The organism is Roseibium sp. RKSG952, from assembly GCF_009711355.1.
On record NZ_SMMF01000810.1, the window covers coordinates 1 to 11,265 of the forward strand.

At 57.0% G+C, this 11,265-nt stretch carries 15 protein-coding genes; 9 read left to right on the forward strand and 6 right to left on the reverse strand.

The genetic code is table 11. From position 1 onward, the window contains the following. Nucleotides 1–63 precede the first annotated feature (63 nt). On the reverse strand, nt 64–660 hold the full coding sequence (locus E1297_RS07910; protein ID WP_155136226.1) for a hypothetical protein: 597 nt from the start codon (nt 658–660) through the stop codon (nt 64–66). A 146-nt stretch (nt 661–806) separates the two neighbouring features. Here E1297_RS07910 and E1297_RS07915 point away from each other — a divergent pair, with 146 nt between their 5' ends. The 4 genes from E1297_RS07915 (at nt 807) to E1297_RS07930 (ending at nt 3,317) form a co-directional block, all read left to right on the forward strand. Then, nucleotides 807–1,472, forward strand: a complete 666-nt coding sequence (locus E1297_RS07915) for an AbrB/MazE/SpoVT family DNA-binding domain-containing protein (protein ID WP_155136229.1) — start codon at nt 807–809, stop codon at nt 1,470–1,472. Between the two features lie 11 nt (nt 1,473–1,483). Then, entirely contained in the window at nt 1,484–1,792 is a 309-nt protein-coding gene (locus E1297_RS07920; RefSeq protein ID WP_155136232.1) for a hypothetical protein, read from the forward strand. Between the two features lie 344 nt (nt 1,793–2,136). Beyond that, complete coding sequence (locus E1297_RS07925; RefSeq protein ID WP_155136235.1) at nt 2,137–2,667, forward strand: macro domain-containing protein; 531 nt, start codon at nt 2,137–2,139, stop codon at nt 2,665–2,667. Between the two features lie 56 nt (nt 2,668–2,723). Continuing rightward, the gene (locus E1297_RS07930; RefSeq protein ID WP_155136238.1) at nt 2,724–3,317 is read left to right on the forward strand and encodes a hypothetical protein; all 594 of its coding nucleotides are present in this window, start codon (nt 2,724–2,726) and stop codon (nt 3,315–3,317) included. A gap of 1 nt (nt 3,318) precedes the next feature. Here E1297_RS07930 and E1297_RS07935 read toward each other — a convergent pair whose 3' ends face one another. The 5 genes from E1297_RS07935 to E1297_RS50760 all read right to left on the reverse strand — a co-directional run bounded on the left by E1297_RS07935 (nt 3,319) and on the right by E1297_RS50760 (nt 8,021). Continuing rightward, entirely contained in the window at nt 3,319–3,939 is a 621-nt protein-coding gene (locus tag E1297_RS07935) for a hypothetical protein (protein WP_155136241.1), read from the reverse strand. Between the two features lie 92 nt (nt 3,940–4,031). Further along, complete coding sequence (locus E1297_RS07940) at nt 4,032–4,685, reverse strand: SAM-dependent DNA methyltransferase (RefSeq protein WP_155136244.1); 654 nt, start codon at nt 4,683–4,685, stop codon at nt 4,032–4,034. 199 nt (nt 4,686–4,884) lie between these two features. Continuing rightward, nucleotides 4,885–7,542, reverse strand: a complete 2,658-nt coding sequence (locus tag E1297_RS07945) for a TraM recognition domain-containing protein (RefSeq protein WP_155136247.1) — start codon at nt 7,540–7,542, stop codon at nt 4,885–4,887. Between the two features lie 40 nt (nt 7,543–7,582). Continuing rightward, on the reverse strand, nt 7,583–7,867 hold the full coding sequence (locus E1297_RS07950) for a hypothetical protein (protein WP_155136250.1): 285 nt from the start codon (nt 7,865–7,867) through the stop codon (nt 7,583–7,585). 31 nt (nt 7,868–7,898) lie between these two features. Next, the gene (locus E1297_RS50760; protein WP_256372699.1) at nt 7,899–8,021 is read right to left on the reverse strand and encodes a hypothetical protein; all 123 of its coding nucleotides are present in this window, start codon (nt 8,019–8,021) and stop codon (nt 7,899–7,901) included. Nucleotides 8,022–8,416: 395 nt separating this feature from the next. On the opposite strand from E1297_RS50760, the gene E1297_RS07955 reads away from it, so the two are divergent. The 5 genes from E1297_RS07955 to E1297_RS07975 all read left to right on the forward strand — a co-directional run bounded on the left by E1297_RS07955 (nt 8,417) and on the right by E1297_RS07975 (nt 11,178). Further along, complete coding sequence (locus tag E1297_RS07955) at nt 8,417–8,569, forward strand: hypothetical protein (protein WP_155136253.1); 153 nt, start codon at nt 8,417–8,419, stop codon at nt 8,567–8,569. A gap of 419 nt (nt 8,570–8,988) precedes the next feature. Beyond that, nucleotides 8,989–9,522: a DNA N-6-adenine-methyltransferase gene (locus E1297_RS07960; RefSeq protein WP_155136256.1), complete on the forward strand. Its 534-nt coding sequence runs from the start codon at nt 8,989–8,991 to the stop codon at nt 9,520–9,522. Between the two features lie 173 nt (nt 9,523–9,695). Beyond that, a complete protein-coding gene (locus E1297_RS07965; RefSeq protein WP_155136259.1) occupies nt 9,696–10,058 on the forward strand; it encodes a hypothetical protein in 363 nt (120 codons plus the stop codon). A 237-nt stretch (nt 10,059–10,295) separates the two neighbouring features. Continuing rightward, complete coding sequence (locus E1297_RS07970) at nt 10,296–10,580, forward strand: hypothetical protein (RefSeq protein WP_155136262.1); 285 nt, start codon at nt 10,296–10,298, stop codon at nt 10,578–10,580. Next, on the forward strand, nt 10,537–11,178 hold the full coding sequence (locus E1297_RS07975; protein WP_209015695.1) for a Fic family protein: 642 nt from the start codon (nt 10,537–10,539) through the stop codon (nt 11,176–11,178). Before E1297_RS07970 ends, E1297_RS07975 begins: the two co-directional genes overlap by 44 nt. The last annotated feature ends 87 nt before the right edge of the window (nt 11,179–11,265 follow it).

Here is an 11,265-nt window from a genome sequence, read left to right on the forward strand (position 1 = left end):
CCACGTCCCGCAGGGCGGGGAAGACGTTAAAATTCAACGTGACCAAAGTGCGACGTCTCTCTTCTATAGGGAGGGCGGCTTGATTTCCCCGGCGGTCTCTGCCTTCATCTCTTCGACGCGTTTGCGTGCGAGCTTGCTTTCCTTGCCAATCGTCTCTCCGAGCATGTCCTGCGTAATTGATACGTCAAACACCTGCTTTCTGAGATCCTCAAGCTTGGTAAAGGCCTTATCTCCGAGGATCGAGAGTTTGGGCTTGAAGTTCTTCTTCTTCTTGAAGCCGTTCGGCGCGAATTTCGGCAACGTCACGTAGGCGCTCTTCTTCTTTGCCTTTCCCTCGATATCGAGCGCCTTAGCGACGACATTGACGGCGGCATCGAGATCCCCGCCGCTTGCCTGAACGAAGCGAAGAAGTCCGTCCAGAGCTTGCTTCAAACGTTCCGGGTCGTCCTTCGGGGACAGCTCCGGTGCATCGGGTCCGTCGTGAGAACCGTGAGCCGACGCGGCGTCGAAGGTCTCGAGAGACTCCTGAAGGACCTTGAGGCGCTCGGGGAAGGTCTTCGGGTCCCCCGCGATGCGGACGCTTGCCGGAGACGGGCGGCCCGTAAGCCTGAGCCCGAGACCCCGTACGGCCTCGATCAATTCGTGCACTTCCCTCTTCATGCGCCATGCCTCCGTCAAGCCACTCAGTCGGGCGGTGTAACACTTCAAGGATTCGATCATTTTTTTAACACGAATCCTTGCGCGTGTCTGAATGATCGGACTACGATTCAGGATAAGCCATCGCGTCGAAAGCAAGGACTCGTAATATGCCAAATCAGGGAAGCCTCGCGATCACCAGCCGCAATGGCGGGGACAGGTGGTACGGACGCGTGTCCATCCCGGAAACGGTCGCGCGCGAAGCCGGGTTTCGCGAAGGCACCAGGATCAGCGCGCGCAACGAGGACGGATCCATTGTCATTTTCCAGGATGATTGCGGTCGAATAAAGTTTCCCGGTGCCAAGGGCAGATCCTTCCCGCGGCACTCCTTCGAAGCAGCGACATCGACGCTGGGACTGTCCGGCACCCACCTGGCGCAGCAAACCACTAAGGTCGAGGTCGTCAAGGGGGAGATCGTAATCTTCGTTCCGCACGGATACATGGCCAAGGACCTGAAGGGCCGAAGAAAGGTCCGCCGTGACCTCCCTAAGCCAATCAGGAAATCGACCGACGAGATCCGTGTCCCCAGATCGACGGATTTCGGTACGGCCTCCACCCTTATGACGGACGCGAACAGGCAGGGCAAGGCCGTCCGCCCAATGACGCTCTCACAGATGATCGAGGAACTCCGCAAGCACGGAACGACGGTCAAAGAGATGGGTCCGAGGTTGTTCAAGATGAACGGCACGACAGCATCGCTCGCCGACATTCAAGAAGCTTGTATCAAGGCGTTGGGCGCGAGCGATCACGATCGCATCGTGCTGGTGCTCGACTGAGGGACGGACAAATGCAAAACGAAACCAAATTCGACATCGTTACCCAACCACCTCTCCGCGACATTCTCGATGCCCCAAAGGACCGCACGGTTATTTGGGCCGTTATCCGTATCCCCAAGGAGGAGCTGGAAGCGCGACCGAATCTTGAACAATGGGACGGCGTTCAGGTCCCCTTGAGACACCCAGGAGTCATGGAGGGTGGTTTCGACACAGGTTGGAGCGTCGCCGCGCCTGTAGGTCACGGCGGGTTCCCGGACGAGTGGATCCTCGGCTGGGTTCCGGTTCTGACAGTGCCGGAAAGAGGGAGTCAAGATGACTGAGGGCCGGGGAACGGAACTTCGGCGCGGCTGCGAACCTTATGTGTCGAAGGACACTGGTTTAGAGAAATTCTAGACGGCGGAGACTCCCGTCGGATGCTTCCGGTACGGTCACGATATCTATGGAACGGCCTATTGGAGCGGTGATCCCGAAGGCGGAAAAATTCGGCAGGTCGCGGACCTTGAGGAAGCCGGATCGAAGGCCGTCGAGTCTTATCGCGACGCTGTGTGGAGTCATCCGGCGGCCAGGATCATCGGGGCGCGCGGCGTCGGTCGGCGAGAGGATTGACTTGCCTAGCTCGATGGTCTCGAACTAATGAACGATCGGCCTTTCGCAAGGAGACATCATGGCAATCACCTATCTCGAGGGAGACCTGTTCGAAACAGGATCTGGCGTTATCGCGCACGGATGCAATACCAAAGGCAAGTTTGGGAAGGGCTTTGCCCGGGCGCTCGCAACGAGGTTCCCGTCCGCCAAGGCGGCGTATGAACGTGCGCATCGTTGCGGCGGCTTGGTCCTCGGCTCCGTCGTCTGGGCGGAGTGCGGTGACATCCTGATTGCCAACTGTATGACTCAGGCCACCTACGGAAACGACGGTAATCGACACGTCAGCTATGCCGCCGTCGCATCCTGCATACGCATGCTGAACAACGCTTCGGACTGGGGCGTACCGGGAACCTGCTTCGAAGGAGGGTTCGACAAGGTCCATATGCCCCTGATCGGCGCGGAACTCGGTGGCGGGGACTGGTCTGAGATTTCCTCGATCATCGAGAGAGAGCTGACGTTCGCCGTACCGATCGTGCACATCCTGCCCGACGCGAAGCCGGAATACAAACGGCTGGTCGACGGGGTTCCGCGCGAAGCCGCCTCCAAATAGTTGACATTAAGTCCTTTTTACGCCAGTCTCCGACGGTCTTTAGCGGGAGAAACGTAATGGCATCATACGGAAGCGGTGGAAAGTACTGGAACGTCGGTTTGCACGACCAGGGACGGCTTTCGGCGACGAACAGGCAGTTGAGGGCAATCCTCCGTCTCACCGGCGAGGATATGCGCGGATACGGCCTCATTCGACAACAGGCAAGCGAGATCATCGACAAGGCCATCGAGGAGCGCAAGGAGCGCCGGGAGGGCATGAACGAAATGACCTCGAAGATGTTCGCCGCTCTAGTAAACAGGGCGACCGATGCCGCCAACGAAGCGGGCGACAATTGGCTCCTCAAAAACCCCCTCCCGCAATTCGCCGTGTTCGACCCGGAAACGAACGAGCGGGTGGGCGTTCACGGCCGTATGGGGCACGTCTGGATCACGTGGCCTCCGAAAAATTCGAAGTTCCGCAAATGGCTGGAGGCCAATCTCTTCGATGGCCAGAGAAATGAGATCCACCTAGATCACCGTCATGCGGAACGTCTCGAACTCGGACTCAGAGTTGCTTGCGAAACAGCGGCTTACAACGTTCTGACGCAGTCCGGCAACATCGAGGGGCTCAAGCTCTACGCTCAAGCGGAGCAGGATTCCGTGGCCGCTTGATTCAAGCGGCCCTTATGGGATCGAGCGACCCGAAGGCGGAGAGTTCCGGGGCGCTCTTCTTCAGAAACGCGCGAACGAGCGCAGCTACCTCAGATTGGAATTCTCGGCGGCGACCCTCCTCATTGCGAACATCGTGAATACAGAGCCTATCGCTCCTCACCCAATCACGACAATCGTTGGAGAAATCACACCCCTTGCGATGGACGCGAATCACGAGAACCCGGTCGAAGCCCAGCGCGTTTGCGACGGCCTCAGCCTCCATGTCCCCTCCGACATCGTCGTTGAGAATGACGGCGCATTTGCTCTCGACGACGCTCTTGACGAACATGTTGGCGACAGCATCGTCGCCGTTCTCTGCACGTTCGCGCGCGCCGGTCTCGATGTAGGCCTCCCTCGGTGTCTTTCCGCCAAACTCGTCGAGAGGCGTATCCTTCAGGGATTCGAAGTGATCGTGGAGAACGTCCAGACCGCGGCGCGCGTGAGTCAGGTCCTTCACAGGGCGCGTGAACTTCAGAAGATCGCAATCGGATCCCAGAGCGTCCATCAGGGCTTCGGAGGCCGTATCCTTACCGGATCTGGGCGGTCCGTTGAGAAGTACGGCGAATTTACCCTGCAAGCCCATGAATTTAATCCCTGATCATGTATTCGATACGGAAATGCTGTCAGCGATGCCATTCCCCGTCAACGGAAAAAGCGGTCGACGGGGGAGCAAACTCAATATCCCTTCGGTCGACCGCGGCGTCTCTTCGGCCCGCCGGGCCGTCCGACGAGTTCGTAAGTGGTAGGCCCCTTGTGGTCTTTCTCCCAGACGAACCACGAAACCTCCATGGTGGGGCGCTTGAGATTAAGGAAATCCACTCGCCAGGTCAGGGAGATGATCCTGGACGGCGGGTACCTGTTAAACAGCGGCGTGCGCTCGGCGGCGTGCCAGTACGTGCTCTTCAGGAGAAGGGCCATCATATCGGGATTGAGTCCCATCAGGTGCTCGATGATCTCGGCGGCGATGTTGAACGGGGGGTTCGTGATGACGTTCGGGGCCAGAAGCCGCTTCGCGCGGGTGACATCGAAATCCTTACCGTGCCCCATCCCGTAGCCGCGATCAACGAGATCGGTGCCGACGACTTCGTGCCCAGCGTTCGCGATCACCTCCGCGAGCGACCCGTCGCCGCAGCACGGCTCCCAGACCGGGCCGTCAACATCGAGTACACCCAGAAGAGCCTGCGTTACCTCAGCCGGCGTTGGGTACCAGTCGTCCTTCTGTCGCGGACGGGTGGTTCCATCGCCTCGCTTGCCGCCTGCCATAGCGGCGCCGATGCCGGATTTGCGAGGAGCGGCCGTCGGCTCGCGTTCTATAATTTGAATGCTCACAGTCTTCCTTCCGGTGATCACATTTTCTTTCAGTCGTGTTTCGACCCGCCAACGTCGGGGTAAGATTGGAGAAGAGCCAATCCCGCCGGTCGCAGACACTGCGTCTTCGCTTTCCCTACGAGAAACGGGTTCAGTTGCGCTCGTAAGGAAGCCGGGATCTGACGGCTCTGAGCAGGGAGAGGGCATTAAGGAACCCCCATCAGTCGTCCTCGTCTTCCATTAGGGCCGCAAGATGCTTGCTGATGACATCCGGAGAACCTTCGTCGTCACCCTGATCGCCGTCATCCATTCCTTCGAAGAAGTCGGAGACTGCGGAACGGGTCGCTGCATCCGCCCGCATCGCGGCTTCCTCGTCAAATGGGTCCGGCTCGATCCCGTCATCGAACGACTTGCCGGGATTGACTGCCTCCTCGACGGCGGAGTTGACGCTATCCGGGGTCGCTACGGCCTCATCGAAATCGAGGGCGGAAAGCGTCTTCATGACGGTTTCGTTGGCGGCGACGCGATCTGCCATGTCGAACATGTCATGTTCGTCTACCTCGACCCCGTGCCTGACATCGTCGCGGATCTTGGAAGGGGCCTGACGAAGTTTGCCCGTTGCTCGTTTCGCGGGCTTCTGGTCCTCCTCCTCAAACGGAAGCAAGTCATCGATGTAGGGCTCGCTGGAGGAGAAGTTGCTTTCCTCAGAAGCGAAGCCGTCGAAGCCGTCGAAGCCGAGATGACCCATGTCTTCGCGCATGATCGGATCGGTGTCGGGATCGTCTCCAAATTCGACAAGCCTGCTCTTCCGGTCCGCCCTGGGAGCGGACGTCCTCACCACCTGGGCGAACTGCTCATTGAGGTCGGCGTTCGCCTTAAGGACAGACGCGAATGCAATGCAGGCGTTCTCGGAACTCTTTGTTCCCGTGATTGGCTTCTTGCTCGCAAGCGCATCGAAGACGGTGGCCATGTGTCCGATTTCGTCCGTGCCGCGACGCTTCTGGGCGTTCTTCGCGTCGTTTACCAGCTCGGTCTGGAATTTCGGATTGACGAGGCGCTCGACGATGAGAGGAATGGCGTTTTCCTCTTCGACTTGAGACGCCATCGGCTTTTCGACGGTGATGAAGTGGTTCGTCCTTAGCTTCAGGGCGTGCTTGTTGAGGCTCGACGGAGGATCGGCGTAGAAAGCCTTCGCCCGGACAACCTTGTCGCTGTGGATGATGTGCATTTCACCTTCGGACTGGGCCTTCAGGTCGAGCGCGTTGATCCGGTCTGTGGCCTCGAGCCGGGCTTCATGATTCTCCCCGTAAGACTTGCCCATCTCGCCAACGCGGCTCTGATAGGATCCCATTTGGGCGCGATAGGCTTTGCCTGCGCCTTCCACAGCGATCTTCGCCGTTTCCGGGTCTTCCGTCCTCATGATGATCTTGGTGTTCGTGTTGCCCTGAACGGAACCGAAGACCTTTTCGTTCAGGGACTTCATCGCGTTGATGTCCTGACCGGCGAAGATCATGGAGAAGCCGAGTGAACGTGCCTGAGCCGACATCAGATCCATGCCGTCCACCATGTAGTATCCAACCTCGTCGAGGATGCAGATGAAGGGGGATGAACTGTTTGTCGGGCGGTTTTCGACGATCTTCTGCCAATCGCCTTCGATCTCGGAACCGAGTGTCGTACCCATCATTCCCTTAAGGGTTGCCACCACGATCTTGCCGAGGTTGGAGATTTCGTCCCTCGACTTCTCGAGAGCTGGAAGCATAATGACGAGGATTCGACGATTCAGAACGACGTCGGACATGTCGATCTCGCCGTACGGTGTGTGGAAGATGTGTCCGTAAACGTCCGCGAGTGAACCCAGGATCTTGGTGAACTGCATTTGCAGGTAGCCGTGCTGGTCGAGCGTAGTCTGGCTCTGCTTCTCGCCCTTGCTTTCCACGTAGCCCGGCAAGGATCCGAGGTAGGAGGCGATGGACTTGCGGATTGGCTGCGGTATGTCCGGATAAGCGCTTTTATCGCCGAGCTTGATGATCCGCTTGAGCTCGAGGTGATCGCGAATCTCGGAAACGTTGAGGTCGATCACCCCGGCATCGCGAAGCCAGCAAAGAGCGCGCATGACACCAGTGAACATCGCGGTAGCGCGGCCCTTCCACATTGCGCCGTCGCCGCCTGCGTCGTCCATCAGTCCGACGACCATCTGCGTAAGCGTGTCCGAGGAGCCAGTGGAAAATGGATTTAGGGTGTTGGATCGAAGCTTGCCGCCGCCCTCGGAGAGATCCTGGTTGCCCGTCATGTAGTTCAGCACGAGAAGGTCGTCCTCGCGGCCGAAGCGGCGGGCCATGGCATAGACCTTGGCGAAGAGGGAGACATCACCCTTACCGTCACAGAACAGGAAACCTGATCCCCACGTCAGGGCGTTCGCCGCGAAACCGATCAGGTTTTCTGTCTTACCGGCGCCGGTCGTTCCCAAGACCAGGAAGTGCTGGCGGCAGTCGGAGTTTGTGAGCCATACCTCCTTACCCGTGAGGGAGTCGTTTCCGAGGAAGAAAATTCCGTCAGCCACTTGGGAACGGCCGGTGCCGGGGTGGATCTCATGCGGATCAAGAACCTTGCTTTGCGCAGGGAGCTTGAGCGGAGCCTCCTCCTTGCGCTTCATGCCCCACCAGGTCAGCAGGACGGCGAACACTACCATGACATCACCGATCTGGGGGAAGAGGATGACGATGAAGGCCAGCGTCAGCAGGGTTACGCCGAGGTTCGTCGGCGAACCGAGGCCGTCCTTCAGCTTGACGAGAAAGGGGCGAGTATCACGTACGATGTGATCGTCGCGAATCTCCTGTTTTTTCGTCGTGCCGCGGACCAGCGGTGAGTTGTTGGCCATGTTTGGTATCCGTTATGCCTGCTCTAACTGAAATGATCGGTCAAGAATTCGAATCCCACAACCGTTCACTCACGAGATCCTGACGTCGGTGATGTTGAATGTTGAATATGCAGCGAATCAGTATGATGCCCGCGGCGTGCTCGTCGCGGGCGGTGGTCGAGCGCTCCCCCGGACGGGGACCCAATTGGCCCGAAAAGGTCTCTAGATAGTCGAACAACGCGCCGTAAAGATTGTCTGACTCGGGAACGATGTCGTCGGTGCGGGCGAGGTTCTCGAACGTGATGACCTCCACTCTTGCGCAGGTCGTCGGATCGGCGTTTTTCAAATGAGCGTAGCGGCATGGCAGCGGCGAGAAGTCATTCGGCCGGTTCCCAGGCGACCTCGTTGACCTCGCTCATTCCGCAAATCATGGAGGCCAGGGCCGCACCGGCGTGAACGGATGTCGTGTCGAAGGCGATGGCAACGACCGGGTTGTGCATGAAGGCCCCTTGGAAAAATGAGTTCAGTCGAAAATTACACCAGTACAAAGATTCGGGGTCAAGTTGCAGCATTGGCGAAATCGGGCGCTGCATTTAGGCCTTCTGAGAACGTTCCCGCGCCGTCGGGAGATGCCACGGAAGCCGCGCACGAAAAAAATCGACCCCCAAAAAAACGTGAGACCCCGCCGAATCCTTGATTTGTGCTAGTGAATCCTTCAAAATTCTAAATAAGACCCCTTGCAAAAGGATTCGAAGGGTCGTTACCTCGATGCAACCCAAGAGGGGATGTCAACTGAATCCTTATCAGGAGAAAGAGCGAGATGCTGGCACGACGGAACGCAGTGGCGAAAGGCGGGGCGAACAAGCAGAGGAACGCGAACAGACAGGGGACCTTTATGCGACGCCGCAAGAAGATCAAACTACGCCCCGGGCACCCCTCCGATGCCGAACTCATTTCAGCCTATCTCAGCAACAACGGCAAGATCACCAAGTGCCCGGACGGAATCGCGATCGGATCCATGCAGTGCACGGGTCTCGGCCTCGAATAACAGGGCTTCGAACGAGGGAGTGACCGAATGCTGAAGGAGTACTTCATGCACATCTCCGTTAGCCTCATGTTTGTACCCTTGATCGTCTCTTTCCTCTTTCTGGCTCCCTGTCATCCGAGGTTGGAACTCACAAAAACACATCTCCCAAGATTTGATGCTCAAAGGTTGGCAGATCAGCACCATGACCAATCGTAGTCTCATACCGTTTTTGACGACATCCGGGCTGTCACAGGAGCGCTGCGGAACCGCAGGATCATTCGGTTCGCACGAAATAACGAGGATGCTGTCTTCCTCGATAAATCTATGGCTACCCAAGCCCTCCAAGCGGAGCAAATCCCAATCACCAAACACCAGACTAACCGCCCTGTTTTTTGAGGGCGGCAGTTGTTTTGCAACCCAGAGTAAAATGGAGGCGCGTCTTGGCTAAGTACGAAAAGGCAGGCGAAAGCGACGAATGGTACACCCCATCCTATGTTTTCGACGCTCTAGGTGTCCGGTTTGACTTGGATGTCGCGTCTCCTCCTGAAGGTCCAAGATATGTGCCTGCACAACGCTGGTTCTCTAATTTCAGCCTTGAAAGAGATTGGCACGGCTTTGTTTGGATGAACCCGCCATTCGGCCATCAATCCACGAAACGGAAGTGGTTGCGGAAATTCTTCGACCACGGGAATGGAATAGCTCTTTTGCCTGATCGGACTTCGGCTCCTTGGTGGCAAGAGTTCTGCCATATGGCGAATGGGATCCTGTTTGTATCGCCGAAGGTCAAGTTTGAGCGTCCTGACGGATCCGTTGGCGAACAGCCCGGAACCGGAACAACGCTGTTTGCTGCTGGGGAACAGGCTTTAGACGCATTGCTCAGAGCCGAACAACTCGGGAAAACATTCCAACCTATCGCAGCGGTTAGAGAGCACTCAATCAGAGACCCTGGAAATCAACCTCATGTGACGAAATGAGAACAGAGTCCCCGACATAACGGTTCAACTCCGTATGACTCAAAGCCCTCTTCCTTCTCTTTGGGCTGGTCAAGCCCGGCAACGCATCGAAGTCCGAGGGAAGGATCAAGAAGGAATTTCCCTTCGATGAGACGGTGGCGAAAAGCGGAAGTCATCTGAAAAAGTGAGATTTGATGTCTGAAAAAGATTTTGTCTACATTATGGCCGTCTCGAGCTGTGCATTGGTCTTACTCGCCTTCCTGGTTTGGAAGCTGACAGGTGTCGTATCGCGCAAACGCCACCGGGCGTCGCCCAGCTCGGCGCGCGGTGGAGTTTCCAAACATTACTCGGACAGGTCCCGTCGTTCCCGCGAACGCGATCACTACGACGCGGACGACGGCATGCTCCCGACCGGAGCCGCGCTGCCGGCCTCTGGCGACGATCACGGGTCGCTTTGGTCCTCTGAAGTGACATCCTTCGGTGGCTCCGGTTCCGGAGGCGGATATTCCGGTGGAGGAAGTTCCGGTGGTGATAGCGGTAGCGGCGGTGGCGACTAAGCGACCAACAGAAAGATGAGACGGCGACCGGGAGGTCGCTGTCTCGCGTTTTGCCGATGCCGCAGTTAAAAAGCCAGGTGTCAGCGTTCAGGGGAGGACGTCAATTCTACGTCCTCTTCGAACACGCAACTCAATTATTCGATGGTCGTTTATTTTCTTGTGACATGCGCCGACAAAATGCATCTTGCGTGATATAATGCAGGCATTGAGAAATCGAGGCACTCGAAAGGTCCGTTGATGACTCCCACAGTCCAGAAAGTTCTCGAGATTGCTGAAAAGCATGGCGTGACCATAGATCGCGAGAGTTATGCCGCCTATCTCAGTCGCGAAATCTGCCGGATCGAGGGGATTGACGGAGACGACACGTTGGAACTGATCGCATCCCTCGCGAAGCAAGGCGTCATATCCAAGGATGAGGGATATCGGCTGGTCATCGATTATAGCTCCGAATTACGTTCCGCCTCGCCTGCTGAAACAGATGATCAGCAGGAGATTGATTATGGCGTGGGATCCGTTCGGTGATTTTTCGAGCCGCGGTATACTGAGAAACAAATTCGGGACGAAAGACCAAACGACACTCGAGCGGTTGGAGAAATTCTCCATCGAGGCAAACATGCCTCGTGCTCTGAACATACTTTCACGCGAACAGCGGATTGATCTGAGGGCATGGCGACGAACCCATGCAGTCCTTTTCAGTGATATCTATCCGTGGGCCGGAAAAATACGCGCGCTTGACGTTGAAAGGGCAAATGTCCGTTTTAACACGGTTCGAATGATCGAGGAGGAAGCTGCCGTCGTATTCGCCAAGGCTGAGGACGGTGATTTTTTCAGGGAAAATATGGATTATGTGTATGGGGAGTTGGCGTTCAACCATCCCTTCATGGATGGAAACGGTCGAAGCCTCAATACGGTCTTTTCTGAAATGTCCCGCAGGGCTGGAATCTCTATTCGATGGGATGTGGTTGACAAGGGAGAATACCTGCGCCATTTGACAAGAGCAGTGCAACTCACTGAATATGAAGGCCTTGGGGAGTACCTGTCCTCGCTTGCAATCCCCGTCGAAGACAATGACATGTCAGCTCGACGCCTCATTCAGACCTTGCCACCCTCAAAGATGTGACTGCCCCGCCCTGAAGGACGGGGCTTCCTACTTTAGCGGCTGCTGCCAATCCCCCAAGAGGGATTGGTCTTACTGCTGCCTCACAGG